At 40.4% G+C, this 21,241-nt stretch carries 23 protein-coding genes; 20 read left to right on the top strand and 3 right to left on the bottom strand.

Annotated features, from left to right (window positions below):
* The first annotated feature begins 7 nt into the window (after positions 1 to 7).
* From ACZ5XR_RS18345 to ACZ5XR_RS18310, 8 genes are all read left to right on the top strand, one after another.
* Entirely contained in the window at positions 8 to 700 is a 693-nt protein-coding gene (locus ACZ5XR_RS18345; RefSeq protein ID WP_464497760.1) for a CoA transferase subunit A, read from the top strand.
* Positions 685 to 1,350: a 3-oxoacid CoA-transferase subunit B gene (locus ACZ5XR_RS18340; RefSeq protein ID WP_464497759.1), complete on the top strand. Its 666-nt coding sequence runs from the start codon at positions 685 to 687 to the stop codon at positions 1,348 to 1,350. The genes ACZ5XR_RS18345 and ACZ5XR_RS18340 overlap by 16 nt, the downstream gene beginning before the upstream one ends.
* Positions 1,351 to 1,391: 41 nt before the next feature.
* Positions 1,392 to 2,699: a peptidase gene (locus ACZ5XR_RS18335; protein ID WP_464502365.1), complete on the top strand. Its 1,308-nt coding sequence runs from the start codon at positions 1,392 to 1,394 to the stop codon at positions 2,697 to 2,699.
* Entirely contained in the window at positions 2,668 to 3,522 is an 855-nt protein-coding gene (ablB, locus tag ACZ5XR_RS18330) for a putative beta-lysine N-acetyltransferase (protein WP_464497758.1), read from the top strand. Before ACZ5XR_RS18335 ends, ablB begins: the two co-directional genes overlap by 32 nt.
* A gap of 65 nt (positions 3,523 to 3,587) precedes the next feature.
* Positions 3,588 to 4,982, top strand: coding sequence for a sigma-54 interaction domain-containing protein (locus ACZ5XR_RS18325; protein WP_464497757.1), 1,395 nt, complete (start codon positions 3,588 to 3,590; stop codon positions 4,980 to 4,982).
* A gap of 141 nt (positions 4,983 to 5,123) precedes the next feature.
* On the top strand, positions 5,124 to 6,554 hold the full coding sequence (gene kamA, locus ACZ5XR_RS18320) for a lysine 2,3-aminomutase (RefSeq protein WP_464497756.1): 1,431 nt from the start codon (positions 5,124 to 5,126) through the stop codon (positions 6,552 to 6,554).
* 10 nt (positions 6,555 to 6,564) lie between these two features.
* Positions 6,565 to 6,846, top strand: a complete 282-nt coding sequence (locus ACZ5XR_RS18315; RefSeq protein ID WP_464497755.1) for a YokU family protein — start codon at positions 6,565 to 6,567, stop codon at positions 6,844 to 6,846.
* A gap of 349 nt (positions 6,847 to 7,195) precedes the next feature.
* Positions 7,196 to 7,543, top strand: a complete 348-nt coding sequence (locus tag ACZ5XR_RS18310) for a glycine zipper domain-containing protein (protein ID WP_464497754.1) — start codon at positions 7,196 to 7,198, stop codon at positions 7,541 to 7,543.
* Positions 7,544 to 7,582: 39 nt separating this feature from the next.
* On the opposite strand, the gene ACZ5XR_RS18305 is transcribed toward ACZ5XR_RS18310, so the two are convergent.
* Complete coding sequence (locus ACZ5XR_RS18305; RefSeq protein WP_464497753.1) at positions 7,583 to 8,113, bottom strand: hypothetical protein; 531 nt, start codon at positions 8,111 to 8,113, stop codon at positions 7,583 to 7,585.
* 166 nt (positions 8,114 to 8,279) lie between these two features.
* Between ACZ5XR_RS18305 and ACZ5XR_RS18300 the strand changes: the two genes are divergently transcribed.
* From ACZ5XR_RS18300 to ACZ5XR_RS18280, 5 genes are all read left to right on the top strand, one after another.
* Positions 8,280 to 12,521: a cation-translocating P-type ATPase gene (locus ACZ5XR_RS18300; RefSeq protein WP_464497752.1), complete on the top strand. Its 4,242-nt coding sequence runs from the start codon at positions 8,280 to 8,282 to the stop codon at positions 12,519 to 12,521.
* 70 nt (positions 12,522 to 12,591) lie between these two features.
* On the top strand, positions 12,592 to 12,861 hold the full coding sequence (locus ACZ5XR_RS18295) for a hypothetical protein (protein WP_464497751.1): 270 nt from the start codon (positions 12,592 to 12,594) through the stop codon (positions 12,859 to 12,861).
* A 30-nt stretch (positions 12,862 to 12,891) separates the two neighbouring features.
* Positions 12,892 to 13,131: a hypothetical protein gene (locus tag ACZ5XR_RS18290; RefSeq protein ID WP_464497749.1), complete on the top strand. Its 240-nt coding sequence runs from the start codon at positions 12,892 to 12,894 to the stop codon at positions 13,129 to 13,131.
* A gap of 175 nt (positions 13,132 to 13,306) precedes the next feature.
* Complete coding sequence (locus ACZ5XR_RS18285) at positions 13,307 to 13,528, top strand: YozE family protein (RefSeq protein WP_464497748.1); 222 nt, start codon at positions 13,307 to 13,309, stop codon at positions 13,526 to 13,528.
* Positions 13,529 to 13,682: 154 nt separating this feature from the next.
* Complete coding sequence (locus ACZ5XR_RS18280) at positions 13,683 to 14,378, top strand: hypothetical protein (protein WP_464497747.1); 696 nt, start codon at positions 13,683 to 13,685, stop codon at positions 14,376 to 14,378.
* Here the strand turns inward: ACZ5XR_RS18280 and ACZ5XR_RS18275 are convergent, their stop codons facing one another.
* The gene (locus ACZ5XR_RS18275) at positions 14,379 to 14,546 is read right to left on the bottom strand and encodes a hypothetical protein (RefSeq protein WP_464497746.1); all 168 of its coding nucleotides are present in this window, start codon (positions 14,544 to 14,546) and stop codon (positions 14,379 to 14,381) included.
* A gap of 188 nt (positions 14,547 to 14,734) precedes the next feature.
* On the opposite strand from ACZ5XR_RS18275, the gene ACZ5XR_RS18270 reads away from it, so the two are divergent.
* Positions 14,735 to 14,908 (top strand): YozD family protein, encoded by a 174-nt coding sequence (locus ACZ5XR_RS18270; protein ID WP_464497745.1) that lies wholly within the window; start codon positions 14,735 to 14,737, stop codon positions 14,906 to 14,908.
* Positions 14,909 to 15,132: 224 nt separating this feature from the next.
* A complete protein-coding gene (locus ACZ5XR_RS18265) occupies positions 15,133 to 15,444 on the top strand; it encodes a YodL domain-containing protein (RefSeq protein ID WP_464497743.1) in 312 nt (103 codons plus the stop codon).
* A gap of 81 nt (positions 15,445 to 15,525) precedes the next feature.
* Here ACZ5XR_RS18265 and ACZ5XR_RS18260 read toward each other — a convergent pair whose 3' ends face one another.
* The gene (locus ACZ5XR_RS18260) at positions 15,526 to 15,654 is read right to left on the bottom strand and encodes a hypothetical protein (protein ID WP_464497742.1); all 129 of its coding nucleotides are present in this window, start codon (positions 15,652 to 15,654) and stop codon (positions 15,526 to 15,528) included.
* A 157-nt stretch (positions 15,655 to 15,811) separates the two neighbouring features.
* Between ACZ5XR_RS18260 and deoD the strand changes: the two genes are divergently transcribed.
* The 5 genes from deoD to ACZ5XR_RS18235 all read left to right on the top strand — a co-directional run bounded on the left by deoD (position 15,812) and on the right by ACZ5XR_RS18235 (position 21,209).
* Positions 15,812 to 16,513, top strand: coding sequence for a purine-nucleoside phosphorylase (gene deoD, locus ACZ5XR_RS18255; protein WP_464497741.1), 702 nt, complete (start codon positions 15,812 to 15,814; stop codon positions 16,511 to 16,513).
* Positions 16,514 to 16,772: 259 nt separating this feature from the next.
* Entirely contained in the window at positions 16,773 to 18,965 is a 2,193-nt protein-coding gene (locus ACZ5XR_RS18250) for a heavy metal translocating P-type ATPase (protein WP_464497740.1), read from the top strand.
* 24 nt (positions 18,966 to 18,989) lie between these two features.
* The gene (gene copZ / locus ACZ5XR_RS18245; protein ID WP_464497738.1) at positions 18,990 to 19,196 is read left to right on the top strand and encodes a copper chaperone CopZ; all 207 of its coding nucleotides are present in this window, start codon (positions 18,990 to 18,992) and stop codon (positions 19,194 to 19,196) included.
* A 200-nt stretch (positions 19,197 to 19,396) separates the two neighbouring features.
* Positions 19,397 to 20,860, top strand: coding sequence for a lmo1851 family serine protease (locus tag ACZ5XR_RS18240; RefSeq protein ID WP_464497737.1), 1,464 nt, complete (start codon positions 19,397 to 19,399; stop codon positions 20,858 to 20,860).
* Positions 20,861 to 21,002: 142 nt separating this feature from the next.
* Positions 21,003 to 21,209 (top strand): hypothetical protein, encoded by a 207-nt coding sequence (locus ACZ5XR_RS18235; RefSeq protein ID WP_464497736.1) that lies wholly within the window; start codon positions 21,003 to 21,005, stop codon positions 21,207 to 21,209.
* Positions 21,210 to 21,241 lie beyond the last annotated feature (32 nt).

Raw genomic sequence — 21,241 nt, 5'->3', positions numbered from 1 at the left:
TGCTGGAATGGAAAATCCATTTGGGAAGATTACGACATTGGAAAACGTATTGCCATTTTTCCATAACGGAATGTCCTTAATGTTTGGTGGCTTTGGAGGGGTCGGCTCTCCGCCCACTATTATTGATGGAATTTTGGAAAAGGGCATCCGCGAATTAACCTTAATTGGCAATGATACAGGATTTCCACACATCGGCATCGGGAAATTGGTCAGTCAAGAACGAGCGATAAAAGTAATTGCTTCTCATATTGGCTCCAATCCCATTGCCGGTCAGCTCATGCATTTGGGAAAGCTTGAGGTCGAGTTTTCCCCGCAGGGAATTTTGGCCGAAAGGATTCGCGCCGGAGGTGTCGGGTTGCCGGGAGTATTATCGGATATCGGTATGGATAATGAAATCGTCTCAAAGAACAAACCTCATTTTCAACTGAATGGGAAAGATTATTTGGTTGAAACGGCATTAACCGCAGAAGTTTCCATTGTCTATGCCAAAAAGGCCGATCCGTATGGGAATTTGATTTATGACAAAAGTGCACGTAACACCAATCCACTTGTTGCCATGGCAGGGGATTTGACGATCGCCGAAGTGGAGGAAATTGTTCCGCTTGGAAGTCTGAATCCGGAAGAAATCGTCACTCCTGGGGTGTTTGTCGATTATCTCATTCCATCGAAAGGGGTGAATTGGAAATGGGCATGGGAATAGATATCCGCAATCGGATGGCACGGAGAGCGGCTGAGGAAATACAGGATGGGATGGTGGTCAATTTGGGGATTGGCATTCCTTCGCTTGTCCCTAATCACTTATCCAATCATCTTAGAGTGATGTTTCATGCCGAAAATGGGATTACAGGGATGGGACCGAGTCCCCTAAAGGGAGCAGAGGATGAAAATTTATGCAATGCCGGCGGCTTCCCCGTTACACTTAACACCGGCGGTTCGTATTGTGATAGTGCCATTTCCTTTGGCATGATTCGAAGGGGAAGAGTGGATATTACCATTTTAGGTTCGCTTCAGGTAAGTGAAAAGGGTGATTTGGCTAATTGGATTGTCCCCGGGAAAAAGGTCCCGGGGATGGGTGGTGCAATGGAGCTTGCACAGAAGGCAAAAAAAGTGGTGGTCTTAATGAATCACTGCGATAAACAGGGAAAATCCAAAATTGTGAAGGCATGTACATTACCATTAACCTCCTCAGGGTGTGTAGACCTGATTATAACGGAAATGGCCGTTTTTAGAGTTGAGAATGGGGGATTACAACTGATAGAAATATTTGCTCCATTTGAAATAACTGATATTGAAAAAAAGACAGATTGTGAATTTAAAAGAAGTGAAACGATTCGTAAAATCCCGTATTAATCGTTCCATCTATCCGATAAGGAGTGAATACTGTGACCAAAATGGAAGATCGGATCAAGCAGTGGCTGAAGGGAAACCGGGCAAGAGGGGCAAGACTATTGCAAATCCTTGTCCAAGAAAATAGTACAAGGGGCAATGAGTCAGGTGCACAGGCGATTATTATTGAAAAATGCAGGCAGCTGGGTTTAAACCTGGATATTTGGGAAATCGGCGGCGATCAATTGAAAAGTCATCCGGCCTTTTGCTGTGACCGCCAAAGCTTTGAAGGAAACCCCAATGTGGTTGCAGTCCTAAAAGGAACTGGGGGTGGCAAATCAATCATATTAAACGGCCATATCGACGTTGTGCCGGTTGGCGATGAGAAGAGCTGGAAGCATGACCCTTTTAGCGGGCGCATCGAGTGCGGAAAACTCTATGGCCGCGGGGCAACGGATATGAAGGGTGGAACCGTCGCTTTGCTAATGGCCATTGAGGCATTGATTGCTTCTGGAATTAAGCTTAAGGGAGACATCATTTTCCAAAGTGTGATTGAGGAAGAAAGCGGTGGTGCCGGGACACTTGCTGCTGTTTTAAGGGGGTATCATGCGGATGGGGCCATCATTCCGGAACCGACCAATATGAAGATTTTCCCAAAACAGCAGGGCTCTATGTGGTTCCGAGTCACGGTTAAGGGGAAAGCGGCACATGGTGGAACCAGGTATGAAGGGATTAGTGCCATTGAAAAATCTCTCCTTGTCATTCAAAGATTGCAACAGCTGGAGAAAGAAAGAAATGCCAGAATCACCGATCCCCTCTTTGAAAAAATCCCCATTCCCATTCCTATTAATATCGGTAAGATCAATAGCGGTGAATGGCCGTCTTCGGTAGCCGATCAGGCAATTATTGAAGGGAGAATGGGGGTCGCCCCTGATGAGACAATACAATTAGCTCAGACCGAAATGGAGAAGTGCCTGCAGGAGCTGTGTGCAGAGGATGAATGGTTACGGGAGAATCCTCTTCAAATTGAATGGTTTGGCGGCAGATGGCTGCCAGGAACACTCGATCATGACCATCCTTTAATTAACGAGCTGCAAAAAAGCTTTCAAGAAATTAAGGGAGAACAGCCGAAAATTGAAGCAAGTCCTTGGGGAACGGATGGCGGCATTCTTTCAAATGTCGGAAACACTCCAGTCGTCATTTTTGGCCCGGGAATTACGGAGACAGCCCATGATGCCAATGAACATATTAATCTTGAAGATTTATTCATTGCAAGTGAAATTATTGCCTTAACAGTATTAAAATGGTGTGAGGCCGAAGAAAAAGAGAGGAGTATCAAACATGAATCAAACAGCCTCCACGCTCCTGATTGAAGAAAGCAATTTTTTTCTGGAAGTTTATCTAGATCCTTTTAACAAAAGGATTCGTGTGGATGATTATCGAGGTAACACAAATTTGTTATTAAAGCAGACAGAGGAACTCGTCCATCAGCATCAGGCAGAAAAGTTAATCGTCAAAGCACGGTTGGAAGATTTTATTGCGTTTTATGAAAATGGCTTCCAGCCGGAGGCTGTTGTTGACCGTTATTTTCTTGGTTCTGACGCCCATTTTTTTTCAAAATTTTATACACCTGAACGAAAAAAAAATGATCATTGGATTACCGAGGACGGGATGGTTCATAGCATTCACGGCTTAGACCCTTCCATTGAAAAAGGCTACCCGCCAAAGGAATACGAATTGAAAAAGGCTGGCGAGAACTGTGCGGAGGAGCTCGCGGCATTGTATCGTCAGGTTTTTCCCATCTATCCTACCCCATTGCACGAGCCGGAATATGTAAAAAAGACGATAGTGGATGGAACCATCTATTATATTTTTTTCCATCAAGGAAAAATTGTCAGTGCTGCTTCAGCTGAAATCAATTATTTTTATAAAAATGCAGAACTAACGGATTGCGCAACCTTAACGGAGCATCGCAAATATGGACTGATGAAAATCATCCTTCATGAGCTCGAAACCGAATTGAAAAAAATGGGTATTTATTGCGCCTATTCGATTGCCAGATCCCTTTCATTCGGCATGAATGCCGTTTTATTTCAGCTCGGATTCAAATACCGCGGAAGACTCATGAATAATTGCTTTATTTACGATAAGCTGGAAAATATGAATATGTGGGTGAAAGATCTGGCAAACTGCTAAAAAATTGGCTTTAAGTGCCAATTTTTTGGCACCTTACATATCAGGTATCTAGGTTGGTGAAGCAAATGCTCCAATTAACCGCATTAACTATAGAAGTGCTGACAGCCATACTAAAAAGCATTGATGAAGGCATCCATGTGGTGAATATCAAGGGTGAAACCATCTTTTATAATGAAGTGGCAGCAAAGCATGATGGGATGAATGTAAAAGAAGTGCTGGGAAAGCATTTATTCGATGCATTTCCTTCGTTGACCGGGGATTCAAGCACTCTATTGAAGGTCATTCAGTCAGGAAAGCCCATCTATAATCAGACGCAGGTTTACGTGAATGTGCATGGGAGGAGAATCGATACCATCAATACCACTCTTCCTATTTTTTTAGGTGAGGAGATCATTGGAGCCGTCGAAATTGCGAAGGACTATACGAGAATGAAACTGCTGGCTGAGCGCCTGCTGGACTTACAAAAAGGCTTGAATAACAGCAGCAAAAAGAATCCGGCAAAACATATGACCTATACCTTAAATGACTTGAAAACGGAGAACCCGGCCTTTATAAAAATGAAAAATGAGGCTAAAAAGCTGGCAAAATCCAATTCTCCTATATTGGTATACGGGGAGTCCGGCACGGGAAAAGAATTGTTTGTCCAGGGGATTCATTTTGAATCAACAAGAAGGGATGGACCGTTTATTGCTCAGAACTGTGCAGCCATTCCCGAAACATTGCTCGAAAGTATTTTATTTGGAACGACGAAGGGGAGCTATACGGGTGCGATAGACCGGAAAGGACTTTTTGAACTGGCCGACGGTGGGACCCTCTTTCTTGATGAACTTCACACCATGCCGGTTGAACTGCAGGCAAAGCTTTTACGGGTATTGGAGGACGGTATGGTAAGGAGGGTGGGAAGCGCCCATAATATGTATGTCGATGTCCGAGTCATTGCGGCCATGAACGTCCATCCGGAAAATGCGCTACAAGAGCTGAAACTTCGTCATGACCTTTTTTACCGTTTAAATGTTTTCACTTTTGCCCTACTTCCATTACGGGAAAGACAAGAAGATATTTATATTTTATCTGACTATTTTATTCAATTGTTTAATCAACAATTGAATAAAAACATAAATGGAATGGATAAGGAATTAGTGTCATTTCTTTTGCGGCATTCCTGGCCGGGAAACGTTCGCGAGCTGAAGCATACGATTGAATATATGATGAATATTTGTGAGGAAGACTGCCTCAGTTTTGCGGATTTACCCAGTATGCTACAGGCTCAAGGAGAAAAGGCTAAAGTCGATGAGGGAATGAAGGTAAGCCTATCTTTAAGAAGGAATATGGAGCAATTAGAAAACAAATTGATTGAGGATGCATTAAAAATCACCGGCGGGAATATTAATCAAGCAGCCAAGCTACTTGAGATCCCAAGGCAAACGCTTCAATACAAAATCAAAAAACAAGCAGATTAGATGCCGATTTTTCGGCGTTTTTTTTGTGGGGAAAATCATTATACGTTCGCATATCCAGTGAATTCAATCCTCTATCTTGCACTGTTGCGCTGGTATGAATCTTGCATATTAATAAAGAAAGCAAGATTGGAGGAATTAATAATGAAACAAACTTTATATAAACCGAAACGGCATTGGAAGGACATTGAGCTTTGGAAAGATGTAACTGATGAGCAATGGAATGATTGGCTCTGGCAATTAACCAATACGATAAGAACATTAGATGATTTGAAAAAGGTTATTCAGTTGACACCCGATGAAGAAGAGGGCGTTAGAATTTCCACCAAAACGATTCCCTTAAATATCACTCCTTATTATGCGTCACTTATGGACCGCGACGATCCACGGTGCCCGATTCGAATGCAATCGGTGCCTGTTTCAAAAGAGATTTATAAAACAAAATATGATCTAGAGGATCCATTGCATGAGGATGAAGATTCTCCCGTTCCAGGTTTAACACATCGTTACCCTGACCGCGTACTATTCCTCGTCACCAATCAGTGCTCGATGTATTGCCGCTATTGTACAAGACGGAGGTTTTCTGGGCAAATAGGAATGGGCGTTCCGAAGAAACAGCTAGATGCGGCGATTTCATATATCAGGCAAACACCAGAAGTCCGTGATGTGTTGATTTCCGGCGGAGACGGTTTATTAATCAATGATAATATTTTGGAATATATTTTAAAAAATCTTCGCGAAATTGATCATGTCGAAATCATCCGGATTGGAACAAGAGCACCAGTCGTATTTCCGCAAAGAATTACCGAGAACTTGTGCAATATTTTGAAAAAATATCATCCAATTTGGCTGAACACCCATTTCAATACGTCCATAGAGATCACGGAGGAATCCAAGAACGCATGTGAAATGCTCGCCAATTCGGGGGTGCCTGTTGGCAATCAATCCGTTATTCTTGCCGGTATCAATGACAGTGTGCCAATTATGAAAAGGCTGATGCATGATCTCGTAAAAATACGTGTCCGTCCTTATTATATCTATCAATGTGACCTTTCCGAGGGGATTGGGCATTTCCGGGCACCAGTTTCAAAAGGGTTGGAAATCATCGAAGGGTTAAGGGGCCATACGTCCGGTTATGCCGTACCAACCTTTGTCGTCGATGCACCAGGCGGCGGGGGGAAAATCGCTCTGCAGCCGAACTATTTAATTTCACAAAGTCCACAAAAGGTCGTCTTACGAAACTTTGAAGGGGTGATCACTTCCTATCCTGAACCGGAAAACTATGTCCCTGGCCGGGCGGAGGATTATTTCAAAAGTGTTTACCCTGATTACGAAAAGAGTAAATCTAATGTGGGTATTGCGGCGGTAATGAACGACAGCAAATTTAATCTGATCCCTGGAGACTTGCAGCGCCTTGATAGACGCCATAAATACCAGGATGATCCGGCACATTCTTCTTTAAAGGATAAACGTGAAAAACGCGATGAGTTAAAGGAAAAGAAATTTCAGGCACAACAAAACAAAACAGGTGCAGACCTACTAAGTACAGACAAAAATCCTGCAGGGAATGAATAGGGGAGTGGCTATGGAACATATATGTGGATGGTGTGGAAGCAGCGCAACGACAGGAGAGGATACTGTTTATTGGGAGCTTCCGGATGGCTCAAGGGCCATTCAAATCACAAAGACACCTGCAGTAATCTGCACAAACTGCCAAATGGTTTATCAGACTGATGAGGTAACAAAAGAAATAGAAGACCAATTGTTCCTGGTAGATACAAAAAAGATTGGCAAAACGATTAGTTACGAGGATTTGATGGCTTTGCCAAGGCTGCTAAAAAGAAATTATTTTGATTTTAGCCAGTGAATATAAAAGGGCATGACTCAAGAATGCAAAAGGATATGAGGCTGCCCTTTTATAGGTTTTATCCTTATCCCAACCATGATAATGATTTTCTAATCTTACATAACCGTTTATATTTCCAACGTCGTTTTTTTACCGGTTCTGTCAATTTGATATCCTCCATATCAATTAGGTGGAATCATTATGAAATATCAGACAAATGATTGATGGTAACTAGTCAAACCATCAATTTTATTTTGTGCAAATTCATCGATACCATTCCAAGGACGCGTTAATCATGGCCAATTGTACGGGGCAAACATGATTTCATCATGCATTGGGTACATTAATGGTGAAAGGAGGTTTTGCCAAAATGTTTAAAGGGGGATCGCTATGGGCTGGTTTGTTATCAGGCGTAATGTCCCAATTAAGAGATACACATGCCGTGACATCAGGCAGTATGAATAAAAAAGATTTTGCCATTGAAACCTCTAAGAATATTACGGGGAGTCTGGGGATTATGGCTGGTGTTGAATATGGAGCTATGCTCGGTTCATCCATTTTACCTGGAGCTGGAACCATCATTGGCGGAATCATTGGCAGTATGGTGGGGAATAGGATTGGAAATTATGCGGGGCATCATGCTGGACATATCGTCTTTAATAATAAGATTGTCATTAACAATCGCTTACCATGTGAAGAGAAGCCAAGGCTTTCTTAGAATAAAAAAAGGAATTCATGATGAATTCCTTCTTTAGCTTTAAAATGGTGGCTTTCCAACCATTGAATTATAGGCTTTATCACTTAACACATTTTGAACATTTTTGTTAAGTGGCATGTTTTTGTTTATTTTGCTTCTTTTCACTTTTTTTGACATTGAGGCTTGTTTTTGGGGGATATGCTCATGTACATCGCCCATCAATTCTTCACCCATCTCAACTGCTTGAAACAAACCGGATGATGGTTTTTCAACATTTAATTTCATATCCCCAAATACTTGGTTCATCTTTGTTTTCGTTGAATCACCGGCATTTTTGATCATTTCGGTGAAATCAGGCAGGGCCATTTGTTCTTTTTCAACCTTCGCCTCATCGACAATATGTCCTAGTTCTTTTCTTGCCCCGACTGTTAAGACCTTCACTTGATCTCCGACAGAAAGTAATGCCGCGGCACCCTTAACCAGCAGTTTCCTCGTTCCTTTTCTTGCTTCTGGTGAAAACGTTAAGATAAGAGCAGCTGCAGAAAAGGCAATACCTAATGGATTGCTAAATGAAAATAAGCGTTTTAACATCCTGAACCCTCCTCTATTTTTACTTATTAAATCATTTCCAAAACCAGCCAAAATTATCCTTAAGGCTTTAATTTTATATAAAAAGGCGAATAGTTTGACCCTGACGGATAAAAATAAATGGTATGCAAAAGGTAGTTGTGTTATAAGCAGGAGGTCTAAGACTGAAATGGAACTAGATATAAGGAAAAGATCCTATCATGTTATTTCAGGGAGATTGAGAACAGAAATTTACGGCTTAAAAAATAATCCTGAGGTAGCCGATCGTTTTGTGGAAGTCTTTTCTTCAATGAAGGGTATTTTTTCAATTGAAACCAACATTATTTCGGGAAAAATTCTTTTGCAGTTTAACGAAAATGTTATTTCACTTGAAGAGGTGTGTTATCACATTTCTATGTTTGAAGAAAAGCTTTTTAAACTCTTCTATGGTTTAGCGAACGAAGGTGTAGATGCGGAAGTTGAAGCAGAGACATTTTCTAAAGTTGCGGCAACTTACGATTTTTCTGCACAAAGCGGTCAAATTCAAGGAACATCAGAGAGTATTGTCGGTTCCAATTTAAGATATTTGCCAAAAAACAAGCTCGCACGGGCACCTTCTGATGAGAGGGTCCCATTGCCGCTCGCCCTCTCGATTACGGGATTATTGGGGTTAGGGATTAAACAATTAATTTTTGGAAGATCAATACTGGCAAGACATCCAGTACCTTTTTATGTAGCTGCTGCATTGGCTATCGGCACTGGATATTCTTTTATAAAAAAGCGACTTAAAAAATTATCGAAGGATCGAAGGTTAAACAACGATTTTCTGTTGTCTGCAAGTGCTCTTTCACTCGCTTTTATTAGGGAAAACTTAATCGTTTTAGCTGCATTAAGTTTGATACAATACTTAAATTGGAAAAGAGCAGCCGCCATTAAAAACGAATTGATGGATCAAGAGTTTGTATCGGAAGAAATAGAAGACTTTAGTCGTAAATCGGCAAAACTGGGCTTTATTACTGCGGCGGCTGCGTTAGCTGTTACACGTAATCCACTTGTGCCTGTTGGGATATTACTGGCAGCCAATCCACGCCCGATTACTCTTTCTACGGAATATGCCTGGAAGCAGGCTGAGCATGCCGCTTCGGAAAGTAAACAGCAAATTCCATTAAATGGATCCATTTATCAATTGGCTCAAACAAAATGTGCTGTTTTTGAAGATGCTTCGCTTCTGATGGCAAATGGGATGATCCGTCCGGAATGTGTCCCATTATTAACGAACCTGGCAGGTGAAAAAGTTGCTGTTGTTAATAATGATGTAAAGATTAACTTCCACGAACTTGAAAAAAACTTAAACGAGTATCAGATCCAACTAACTCCACATGGCGAATTAAACATTAAAAAACGTGAAGAAGTCTTGGTTGTGGTAAAAGATCAAACCAAAAAGAACAATGTTATTTCATTTTATCCCAACTGTACGTTTAACCAGCTGAAAAGGATCGGCTGTACTCTGGAAAACTGTTTGGATTTCAAAAAAAGAATAAAACGAAACATGTTGATCACAAGGTTATGGAATGTTACAGGATCAATCATCGCCATTCCAATGATTTTGACTGCTCCGCTTATCAATTTAATTGGTGATGCACTCTCGCTTACCTTTATGTCTGATGCAAAAAATTGGACAGAGAGAAAATTCGCCCCAATACGAATGAATCAGGAGAGCCTCCATGATGGCGCAAGCGGAGGAACTCCATGGCATACCAAAAGCTCAGAGGAAATTTTAAAACATTTTAAAATTGATGCCCAGCATGGTCTCAGCCAAGAGCAAGTAAATCAATCGATTCCTATATATGGGAAAAATCAATTGGTTTCAAAAGCACCTTCACATTGGATGAAGACCTATCTTTGCCAATTTAAGGAATTCACGACACAAGTGTTAGGAGCAACTGCGCTTTTAAGTGCGTTTACAGGGCATTTATTTGATGGAATCATCATGGGTTCCATTCTGCTGATTAATGCAGGAATTGGCGCGTTCCAGGAAAGAAAAGCGGATCGAGCCGTAGAGACCATGAGTCAATTTGTGCCACCGAATTGTCGTGTTGTTCGCGATGGCAGCATAATTGAAATTGCAGCGTATGATTTGGTTCCAGGAGACATTGTCGAACTGGAAGCAGGGGACCGAATTCCAGCGGATCTTCGCATTCTTCAGGCATGGAACTTAGAAGCAAATGAGTCTGCGTTAACGGGCGAATCAATACCCGTGGTAAAGAGGGAAGAAATGCTTGGGCATGATACTCCCATATCGGATCGTACAAATATGCTTTACATGGGTACCCATATTACACGAGGGAAATGCAGAGCGATTGTCGTCCAAACAGGCAAAAATACAGAAATGGGTCATTTGCTGACACTCTTGTCAGAAGATGAAGATCATACCACACCACTTCAAAAGCAGGTTACAACCATTAGTAAAAGATTTATGAAAGCAGCTTTAGCTGTAGGTATTATTGTCTTTATAACCGGTTTATTAAGAGGGATACCAATGGCCCAAATGGTGACGACATCGGTGGCGTTAACAGCCTCAGCGATTCCAGAGGGGCTCCCAATAACCATCACCTTTGCCCTTACAGCAGGAATTTTTCGCATGGCAAACAAAAAAGCGCTCGTTCGCAAGCTTTCCGCATTAGAAACATTAGGAAGAACGACCGTAATCTGTTCCGATAAAACCGGTACGCTGACCAAGAATGAAATGACCGTAAAGCGGCTTGTAACTATAGATAAGGAATATGAAGTAACAGGTGAAGGGTATAATCCGGATGGAGCCATAATCGGGCTGGATTCAATTCAAACAGCACCTGCAGAAGTAGTAAAATTATTAAATATTGCTTTACACTGCAATGATTCTCAGTTGTTTAAAGAGGGGGAACGATGGGCTGTGAAAGGGGATCCAACCGAGGGAGCCCTTTTATCCCTTGCAGCGAAAAAAGGGATGTTGAAAGAGAATTACAGCGGATGGAAACGTGCCGGTGAAATTCCGTTTGATTCAAATATCGGGAAGATGAGCGTTGTTTGTCATGATGAAAACAAAGAGAAACAATGTGTCCTAATGTCAAAGGGATCGGTTGAAAAACTCCTCCATTATTGTACACATTATCAAAAAGATGGAATGATTCATCATTTAACTGATAAAAGGCGCAGTCAAATTATGGCGAAAAATGATACGCTTGCAAACGAAGCTTTGAGGGTATTAGGGTTTGCCTACCGCGACTTGGAGAAATATAACGGCAAGATAGAAGATGCGGATAAAAACCTTATTTTTGTTGGAATGGTTGGGATGATCGATCCGCCAAAACCGGAAGTTGAGAAAAGCATTCGCGAAGCTGTTGAGCTTGGCATTAAGCCAGTTATGATTACCGGCGACCATCCGCTAACGGCACTTTCAATTGCAAAGCAAATCGGAATCTATGATGATAAAAAGAAAGTCGTAACAGGACAAGAACTAAACCTTCTTTCAGATGATGAATTAAAGGAGATTATTGATGACATAGCTATTTATGCAAGAGTAACTCCAGAACATAAACTGCGAATTGTAACGGCACTTCAGGAAAAAGGGCATATCGTTGCGATGACAGGGGACGGAGTCAATGATTCACCGGCCATTAAAAAAGCAGACGTTGGAATTGCCATGGGACAAACGGGAACGCAGGTAACAAAAGAAACGGCTGATATGGTGTTAAAAGAAGATCATTTTGGCTCCATTGTCGACGGTGTAAAAGAAGGCCGAACAATCATTGGAAATATTCGAAAAGCGATTGGTTGTCTCTTGAGTGGGAACCTTGCCGAAATTCTTGTATCGGCCACGGCAGTAATGGCGGGAATGCCACTTCCAATTGTTCCAGTTCAAATATTACTTATGAATATGCTAACAGATGCATTGCCTGCGATGATTTTGGCTGTTAACCCGGGCAAGAAAACGAAAGAAACAAAACGTCAGGAAATTATCGATGGTAATTTGTACAAACAGGTAATTACACGTGGAGCGATTTTAGGAGCAGGTTCACTGGGTCTATTTATTTGGAGTTTAAGAAGGGGAATGTCGTTAACGTCAGCACAAACAGTAGCCTTCGCAACCTTAGTGGCAGGTCAGTTGATTCAAACCTTCTCTTGGAGACAGGCAGGGTCGGGTGAATCCATTCGTGAATTGAAAAAGGACCGTTTCTTGGTTGGTGCACTGGGTGTGTCGTGGTTATCGCTATTAAGTGTTATTTATATACCGCCTATTGCTGGAATATTTAAGACAGTTGCTCTTCCTCTTTGGAATTGGGGACCAATTCTTTTAGTTTCCATGGCAGCGGCGAGACTTTCAAAACCAGTATCAAAATTATGGATTTCACGACAGCCTGCGGATCATCGTGCGGAACTTTCAATTGCATAAATTGGGTATAAAAAATCAATTTTATGACCAAAAATTAATTAATTACCCTTTCATATAAGGAGGCATTACTGTGATACGAAGAAATCTGCAAGGCTTTGTGGTGGGCTCCGCATTAGCCATCGTAACAACAGCACTATTCCCGGTCATTAAGGAAACACTGCGTCCAATAGCACGTGATTTAACCAGACAAATGAAATATTTTGTGGTTATTACGAAAGAGGGAATTGAGGATTTAGCTGCAGAGGTAAAGTTTGAACGAATTAGAAAAAGTCTCGACAAAGATATTTTTGTTGAGAGCGAGAGTGTAGAAATGGAACACCAGAATCGAATTTTTCAATAAAAATGCAACCCGATGAAGAGGAGGGACAGCATGGAACAGCAGGAAGACAATGAGGTGATCCTCCATTTAAAGCAGGCACTTTCCCATTTAGATGAAGCGTTACGTTCGACGATTCATTCATTAAAGGAAAATCCCTCCACAAAGGGCGACCTGGGGTTTATTTGGGAAGAGTTTCTAGGAACGTTTTTCGGAAAGATAAAAAAAGTTGGTAAGGAAAATAAAATCAACCTTTTAAATCTAGTCTCATTTGATCGGCTAAAAAAATATTAGAAGAAACAATAGGGTCAGACCCCGTAACGTCAATATATAGATGAACTTTTCTTAAAAGCAGCTGTATATTAATGTTGAACAAGGGGTCTCCCCTTTTATAGGAATTGCTGGACGCCAAGCACTTAATTCGTTATAGTAATTTTCAAATACTGTATGAATGAAAGGCGTTTTTCTCATGCGTAAATCTTTTTATCATTTTTTAATGAAATATCGACATCCGGAACCAGCTGATGCCATCAGCCTATTTGCCAACCATGCCTATGAAGATCATGGCTTTCCCAAAACCGCAGAGGAGTATCACGAAGTCAGTTCGTATTTGGAACTGAACGGGCATTATTTGGAATCGATGTCCGTCTTTGATGAGGCTTGGTCCGAGTATATTTTAACCGAAAAATAATTGATATTTAAATCCGCTCTTTATGATGAGGGCGGATTTTTTTTACATAAATTGTTTTTAAGCCTAAATTTTTTTCCATTTATGAGCGATATCCCAATCCATGCATATACTATGGTAATCAATTTTCACGACTAACACTGAGAGGATGGAGGATATGGAAAAGAGGAAAAAACCGAAGTATAAGATCGGTGATACGGTCGTGATTACGATGTATGGGACAGTCGGGAAAATTACAGATATTAAATGGCTCGATGATAAATATGTTTACGAAGTGAATAAGAGCGATGGTTTATTTATTGAAACAGGGCTGCAACTGCTGTCTGAATATGAAGGAACAATAATGGAACAGGAGCAAATTGATATCGAATATAAGTTTTTTTTCGGGGATTTGGTTCAGGTCAGCGGATATGGCTCCGATTTATTTAAAATTGTCGGGTTTCGAACGGAAATCTGGCGTTATAAAGAGGATGCCTGGGAAGATGTCATCTATGAGCTCTCCCGAGTAAGTGACGGCGAATGGCTTGAGGCCGGTGAAGAGGAATTAACCCTGGTCGCAGATGCAGAAAGTGCGGATACGTTCATCCAAAAACTGGGCTTACTATACTTAATAAATAAGCAGGAAAAAACGGCAAAATCTCCAAAACCACAACATTCAGTGCGGAAAGCGGAGTTTGAAGAAATTGAGCGGAAGAAAGAGAAAAAAGAATTAATTGACAATTTATTGGATATCTTTAATGATTATCGGATTTTATATGAAATGTTTCATGATCAGGAATATTACCAGGTAATGAGGGTTATCCTAAGAAAATTGGAAAGTATTGTGAATAACGATGGTAAAAGCCATGTCTAGCTACCATCTGGAAATTTCAAACAAAAGATAGATTACAAACGGAATTCCACCCCATTTAATAAAGGAAAATAAGAAATTCGTGATCTTTTCAAATACACGGAGGGTGTATCCATCCTCTTGATTTACATCTTCCAGAACTGCCTCAAGAACCATTTTAATCTTAGCCATAATCTCCCACCTCATCTTATAGTTTACTTTCATCCTATGCTTGTCCATGCCGATATAGACTTGGTTTCTTTATAATTCTTAAGATTATAGATGAGCGGTTGAATATAAGGAATTGCCTCAGGCTTTTTCGAATTCTTAGCATGAAATAGCCTGTTTCATCATACATTCTGTAAAAAGGGGGCGATGCTATGAGAGAAATTGAAGTATTTATCGATACAGAAGAAATTGCCGAATTTTTCTTTCATGAGCTTGTAAAAAGGGGATACGTTCCTACGGATGAGGAATTGGAAGAACTCGCAGATATCACCTTCGAATATTTGATTGAAAAAAGTATAATTGATGAAGAAATTGAAGATGAATAAGTGTGAGCAAGCGAATAGGTGGTTCATTCATATAAATTCAACAAAAAACGGGCGGAAACGCTCGTTTTTTGTTGGTGTAAAATGTAGAAATATAACTATTTAACTCACATTTTCCCGATGAATGGAAAAAAATATGGTTTTTCGACAAAAATAGAGAAAATTCTACAAAGGAATTGAACGAGCTTTTATTTAATTAATAAAGTAAATCTTTTGATTGGAGGAATATGATGATCAGAATATTGTCAAAACGAGCTGCTTTGCCTTATGATGTGACGATCTTTCAAACTCCAAAGTTCCGTGAAAAGAAGGGGTATCAAGCAGTCTATCGTACATCCATTCCAGCAGACAGCCGTAAACATTGTTTACAGGAAACCTTTAGCCGCTTTAATGTCACCGACAGAATTCCGGAAAATTATCAAGGCAGATTCCTTTCCACCTGGGATATCATATTAATCGATGAAGGCAGGGGCGGCCAATACTACTACCAACTAAAACCTGCCGGATGGGAGCCCATCAACCGTGTCCTAATTAGGTAAGGGATACAGGTGGCAGTCCAGGGGGTCAGTCCCCCACTGCTTTAAAGCAGTGGGGGACTGACCCCCTATCTTTTGTAGCCCTTATCTTTTTCTGCCGCCTGTTGCTTGATTTTCTTTTGCGTGTGCTTCGTGTTCGGCTACGATGGCTTCTGCAGGTATATGGTTATTTTTTTTTGGTGAATTGATTCGATTGCGATGCTTTTTTCCCATTTTATTTTCCTCCCTTTTTTTCGTCTTTCCCAATTAGCTTTCCACAATTTTAAAAAAACATCACTATTTTGGGATGGGTTTCAATTTTAAAAATGATTATGTTATATTTGACTTTGGTAGATTTAATAACCATTAACAATCCATTGGAGGGTTTTAAATGAGTGTACATATCGCAGCAAAAGAAAATGAAATTGCTGAAACAGTGTTGCTGCCAGGAGATCCGCTTCGGGCAAAATATATTGCTGAAACTTTTTTGGAAGATGCAAAATGTTATAATGAAGTCCGAAATATGTTTGGCTTTACAGGAACGTATAAAGGGAAAAGAATTTCTGTCCAAGGTACTGGTATGGGGATACCGTCCATCTCCATTTACGTAAATGAATTAATTCAGAGCTATAATGTTCAGAATTTGATCCGTGTCGGCACTTGCGGTGCCATCCAAAAAGACGTTAAAGTTCGCGATGTAATCCTCGCTATGACAAGCTCTACCGATTCACAAATGAACCGCTTAACCTTTGGAGGTATTGATTATGCACCGGCAGCGAATTTTGATTTGCTGAAAAATGCATACGATGCTGGTATTGAAAAAGGACTTAATTTAAAAGTTGGAAATGTGTTCACAGCAGACATGTTCTATAATGACAATGCTGACCATGAAAAATGGGCTCAATATCAGATTCTTGCGCTTGAAATGGAAACCACCGCGTTGTATACATTAGCAGCTAAATTTGGACGCAGAGCATTATCCGTTTTAACCGTTAGTGACCATCTTCTAACCGGCGAAGAAACAACGTCAGAAGAACGGCAGCTTACATTTAATGATATGATTGAGGTTGCATTGGAAGCAGCCACAAAATAAATGGAAAAAAGAGGCGGACGAAGCCTCTTTTTTTAATGGAATAAAGGAGCTTGAACCTTATATGAAGAATTTATTCTTTACCATTTGCTTTTTCCTTGAAGCAGAAAAGTAGAAAAATACTGAAGAGAGTGTGATAATCATCATCGAAAAATGTCGAAATAAGCGTAGAATAAATGTAGAAAAAGTAAGGATAAATTTTGGAAATAAAAGTTGACTAATATACGGTGCGGGGGTATAGTATTATCGAGAGGTGATTCTTATGAAAGAGCAGCTTAATTTAGATATTACAGGCATGACCTGTGCCGCTTGCTCTTCTCGAATTGAAAAAGTCCTAAATAAAATGGACGGCGTTGAAGCAAATGTGAATTTGGCAATGGAAAATGCAGCCGTTAGCTATGAAAACGATATGGTTACAAGCGAACAAATTATTAAAAAGATAGAGAATCTTGGATACGGTGCCAAGGAAAAAGTCCAGCATGAACTTAAAAAACAGTACAAAGAGGAAGAGCTGCAGAATAAGAAGAACAAATTTTATTTATCCGTGATTTTATCGCTTCCGCTCCTTTATACTATGATTGGACATTTGCCTTGGGACCTGGGGTTGCCAGTACCACATACCTTGATGAATCCATGGTTTCAATTGTTATTGGCAACTCCTGTCCAATTTTATATAGGCGGACAGTTTTACATTAGTGCATACAAAGCAATAAAAAATAAAAGCGCAAATATGGATGTACTGGTTGTTCTAGGGACCTCGGCGGCGTATTTTTATAGCCTTTCTGAGGGAATAAAAACAATAGGGAACGCGTATTACTTGCCCTATCTATATTTTGAAACAAGTGCTGTCTTGATTACCCTAATCCTATTAGGGAAATTGTTTGAAACCATTGCAAAAGGCAGGACAACCGCAGCGATTTCCACTTTATTAAGCCTTCAAGCAAAAGAAGCAACTATTGTGAAGGATGGATTGGAAATTCGGGTCCCGATTGAAGAAGTGAAACCTGGGGATCGCTTAGTCGTAAAGCCGGGTGAAAAAATACCCGTTGACGGGGAGATTATTCTTGGCCAATCATCTGTTGATGAATCAATGATTACCGGTGAATCGATTCCTGTAGAAAAATCGGTCGGTGATGTGGTAATTGGGTCGACAATCAATAAAAATGGTACAATCACCATGAAGGCTACTAAGGTTGGTAAAGATACAGCACTTGCCGGCATTATTAAAATTGTTGAAGAGGCACAAGGAAGCAAGGCTCCTATTCAGCGGATAGCCGATACCATTTCAGGCTATTTTGTCCCCGTTGTCGTGGCCATTTCATTATTCATTTTTTTGATATGGTATATCATTATTTCTCCAGGTCATTTTCCTTCTGCTTTTGAAACCGCCATTGCGGTATTGGTTATTGCTTGCCCGTGTGCATTGGGTCTTGCAACTCCGACTTCCATCATGGTCGGAACAGGTAAAGGAGCCGAGATGGGGATCTTATTTAAAGGCGGGGAGCATCTGGAAACCGCTCATAAAATCAATGCGGTTGTCCTTGATAAAACAGGAACGATTACAAAAGGACAGCCCGTTGTAACCGATTTTATTGCCTATCAGGATGAGAAAAAGGTTCTTCAATACCTGGTTTCGGCAGAGAAATCATCCGAGCATCCGCTTGCAGATGCCATTGTTCAATTTGGCATGACGAAACGAACGACCACCATGCCGGTAAAACGATTCTCAGCTATTCCAGGGTACGGAATAGAAGCCATAATCGGGGCTGAAGAAATCGTAATTGGGACACGAAAGCTGATGGATATTAAAAAAATCGCTTATAATCGGTTTGAAGAGGATTTGCTTCGATTTGAAAGTGAAGGAAAGACAGCCATGTTTATTGCCATTGATTCGGCGATTATGGGAATTGTTGTCGTGGCAGATACGGTAAAAGAAACAGCAAAATTGGCGGTCGACCAATTGAAACAGCTTGGAATCGAAGTATATATGTTAACTGGTGATAATGAGCGGACTGCCGCTGCGATTGCCAATCAAGTGGGGATTACAAACGTTATTGCCGAAGTCCTTCCAGATGAAAAAGCGAATCATGTAAAAGAACTTCAGCTTAAAGGCAAAAAGGTTGCCATGGTAGGGGATGGAATAAATGATGCACCTGCCCTTGTGCTTGCCGATATTGGAATTGCAATTGGGACTGGTACAGACGTAGCCATTGAAGCGGCGGATATTACCATTCTCGGTGGTGAACTAACCCTCCTGCCTAAGGCGGTGGCTTTAAGTAAAAAGACAATGCAAAATATTCGTCAAAATCTCTTTTGGGCCTTGTTTTATAATTCGGCAGGCATTCCAATTGCAGCCCTTGGTTTATTGGCACCATGGGTAGCCGGGGCAGCGATGGCTTTTAGCTCCGTTTCAGTCGTAACCAATTCGCTTCGTTTGAAGCGTATTAAGATTTAAATTAGAAAGGTGAGGTAATCAAAAATGGAAAAAACAACGTTACAAGTAAATGGCATGACATGTGGTCATTGTGAAAAAGCAGTTAAATCTGCTCTATTAAATGTAAATGGAGTAGCAGAAGTTGCGGTTTCATTAAAAACGGGAAAAGTTGATGTGGAGTACGATACTTCGAAAGCAACTCTTGCACAGCTTAAAGAAGCGGTGGAAGACCAGGGGTATGATATAGCATAAAAAAACGGCACTTGCCCAATGGTGAGTGCCGTTTTTAGTTTTCAGTTAAATTAAATCAATTTTCTTTGTTAATTTTATTAAAAAGATGTTATTCTAATCACTAAGGGTCCATTTTTCAAAAAAATGCGAAGTGGATCATTATTTTCTCAATATTTGAAAAATGTATTGTTATTTTTATGGCTATGAAAGTGGTGAAGGCTTTGGATGATGAAAAAATTGAACAAGAGCATTCTGCAGAAAACAAATCTGGTTATATTCGGTTAAAAAAGTTTCACTTTATTATGATGATATTTTTCATTATTTTTCTATCTGTTGGGATTACTACCTTTGCGCTTGCCTTTGGAACAGAGAAAGTGGTAACAGTTGGAACTGAAAGAAGCGAATTTAAAAAGCTTTATACCGCGTTTGATACATTAAATAATGGTTATTTCCAAAAGGTCGATCAACAAAAGCTGATTAACGGGGCAATCAATGGTATGGTAGAGTCACTTGGCGACCCATATTCAGATTATATGAGTAATGAAGAAGCGACAAGCTTCCATAATACGATTAATGCTTCGTTTGAAGGAATTGGTGCAGAAATCGAGGAGAAAGATGGACATATTGTCATTGTTTCCCCAATTAAGGGCTCTCCAGCTGAAAAAGCCGGTTTAAAACCAAATGATATCATTCTCGCTGTAAATGGAAAAAGTCTGCAGGGAATGAACTCTACTCAAGCTGTGACCTTGATCCGCGGAAAAAAAGGCACGAAGGTGGAGCTAACCATACAGCGTCCAGGAGCACAGACTTCTGTAAAAGTTCCGATCGTTCGTGACGAGATTCCAATTCAAACTGTTTATGGTGAAATGGTTGGAAAGGATATTGCAAAAGTACAAATTACGACCTTCTCCAGCAATACTGCCAAAGAACTTGTAACGACGTTAAACGGCTTACAAAAGAAAGGCATGAAGGGCTTAGTCCTTGATTTGCGGCAAAACCCGGGTGGATTATTGGATCAGGCCATCAGCATTTCAAGCATGTTTGTTCCTAAAGGAAAAGTAATTGTGAAAGAGCAGGACCGTGATGGAAAGATAAAAGAATTCCCGTCACAGAATGAAGGAAATCCAAATCTTCCGTTAGTGGTATTAATCGATAAAGGCAGTGCCAGTGCATCTGAAATTCTTTCAGCTGCCGTATCTGAATCAGCGGGTGTGCCTCTTGTCGGTGAAAAGTCATTTGGGAAAGGGACTGTTCAGACGGCACAAGATTTCCCGGATGGTTCCAATCTTAAATATACAATTGCAAAATGGTTAACTCCAAACGGAAATTGGATTCATAAAAAAGGAATTATGCCTGATTATCCAGTGGCTTTACCATACTATGCATCCCTGCCGATAATCAATCCCGATAAGCAGCTAGCCGTATCTAGTTCATCAGAGGATGTAGTTACAGCTCAAAAAATGTTAAAAGCAATTGGTTTTAACCCTGGACGAGTTGACGGTTTTTATGATACTAAAACAAAGGCGGCAGTCGAAGCCTTCCAAAAAGCAAACAAGCTCCATGTAGATGGTGTCCTCAAAGGGGATTCCACCATGAAGTTAATGGATCTGGTAAGAGTTAAAATTGAACAAAATGACACGCAATTGAAAAAAGCAATTGAAGTGCTAAAAACCAGAATGAAATAGAAAAAAGAGGCTGTCTCAAAAGGGTCTGACCCTTATGTTAGGAGATAGCCTCTTTTTATTTTGAAAATTTACCTGTTTGTATATTTTTCCTTATAATTTCCGAAAATGGACATTAATTACACTCTTAGAGGATGGTGTCCAGTTGAGAAAATTGGTTATTGTGGTGATTGTTTTATCCTTCTTAGGATATGGACCATTAAAGTCATACTTTCAAAATGGAAATATCATAAAAAACACTTTGAAAGAATTACCATTACAAGATCAAAAAATGGCTGAGAATGCCTTAAGTGTGGTATCAGAAAAGCTTTCATCATTCCAAAAATGGACGGAAAATACATTTAATAAATGAATGATAATTTCTTCTTAAGGTAACTCTTTTAA

It is taken from the genome of Neobacillus sp. Fa239, from assembly GCF_055395235.1.
Note: the sequence above shows the minus strand (reverse complement) of the source record. Positions and strands in the feature narration are given on the sequence as shown.

Excerpts from the sequence above, each read along its gene's own strand:
- ACZ5XR_RS18345 (WP_464497760.1), top strand. The coding sequence starts at position 8 with ATGGAAAATCCATTTGGGAAGATTACGACATTGGAAAACGTATTGCCA.
- deoD (WP_464497741.1), top strand. The coding sequence starts at position 15,812 with ATGAGTGTACATATCGCAGCAAAAGAAAATGAAATTGCTGAAACAGTG.
- ACZ5XR_RS18325 (WP_464497757.1), top strand. The coding sequence starts at position 3,588 with ATGCTCCAATTAACCGCATTAACTATAGAAGTGCTGACAGCCATACTA.
- ACZ5XR_RS18285 (WP_464497748.1), top strand. The coding sequence starts at position 13,307 with ATGCGTAAATCTTTTTATCATTTTTTAATGAAATATCGACATCCGGAA.
- ACZ5XR_RS18280 (WP_464497747.1), top strand. The coding sequence starts at position 13,683 with ATGGAAAAGAGGAAAAAACCGAAGTATAAGATCGGTGATACGGTCGTG.
- ACZ5XR_RS18275 (WP_464497746.1), bottom strand. The coding sequence starts at position 14,546 with ATGGCTAAGATTAAAATGGTTCTTGAGGCAGTTCTGGAAGATGTAAAT.
- ACZ5XR_RS18290 (WP_464497749.1), top strand. The coding sequence starts at position 12,892 with ATGGAACAGCAGGAAGACAATGAGGTGATCCTCCATTTAAAGCAGGCA.
- kamA (WP_464497756.1), top strand. The coding sequence starts at position 5,124 with ATGAAACAAACTTTATATAAACCGAAACGGCATTGGAAGGACATTGAG.
- ACZ5XR_RS18250 (WP_464497740.1), top strand. The coding sequence starts at position 16,773 with ATGAAAGAGCAGCTTAATTTAGATATTACAGGCATGACCTGTGCCGCT.
- ACZ5XR_RS18310 (WP_464497754.1), top strand. The coding sequence starts at position 7,196 with ATGTTTAAAGGGGGATCGCTATGGGCTGGTTTGTTATCAGGCGTAATG.
- ACZ5XR_RS18300 (WP_464497752.1), top strand. The coding sequence starts at position 8,280 with ATGGAACTAGATATAAGGAAAAGATCCTATCATGTTATTTCAGGGAGA.
- ACZ5XR_RS18305 (WP_464497753.1), bottom strand. The coding sequence starts at position 8,113 with ATGTTAAAACGCTTATTTTCATTTAGCAATCCATTAGGTATTGCCTTT.
- ablB (WP_464497758.1), top strand. The coding sequence starts at position 2,668 with ATGAATCAAACAGCCTCCACGCTCCTGATTGAAGAAAGCAATTTTTTT.
- ACZ5XR_RS18315 (WP_464497755.1), top strand. The coding sequence starts at position 6,565 with ATGGAACATATATGTGGATGGTGTGGAAGCAGCGCAACGACAGGAGAG.
- ACZ5XR_RS18335 (WP_464502365.1), top strand. The coding sequence starts at position 1,392 with ATGGAAGATCGGATCAAGCAGTGGCTGAAGGGAAACCGGGCAAGAGGG.
- ACZ5XR_RS18260 (WP_464497742.1), bottom strand. The coding sequence starts at position 15,654 with ATGGGAAAAAAGCATCGCAATCGAATCAATTCACCAAAAAAAAATAAC.
- ACZ5XR_RS18265 (WP_464497743.1), top strand. The coding sequence starts at position 15,133 with ATGATGATCAGAATATTGTCAAAACGAGCTGCTTTGCCTTATGATGTG.
- ACZ5XR_RS18340 (WP_464497759.1), top strand. The coding sequence starts at position 685 with ATGGGCATGGGAATAGATATCCGCAATCGGATGGCACGGAGAGCGGCT.
- ACZ5XR_RS18270 (WP_464497745.1), top strand. The coding sequence starts at position 14,735 with ATGAGAGAAATTGAAGTATTTATCGATACAGAAGAAATTGCCGAATTT.
- copZ (WP_464497738.1), top strand. The coding sequence starts at position 18,990 with ATGGAAAAAACAACGTTACAAGTAAATGGCATGACATGTGGTCATTGT.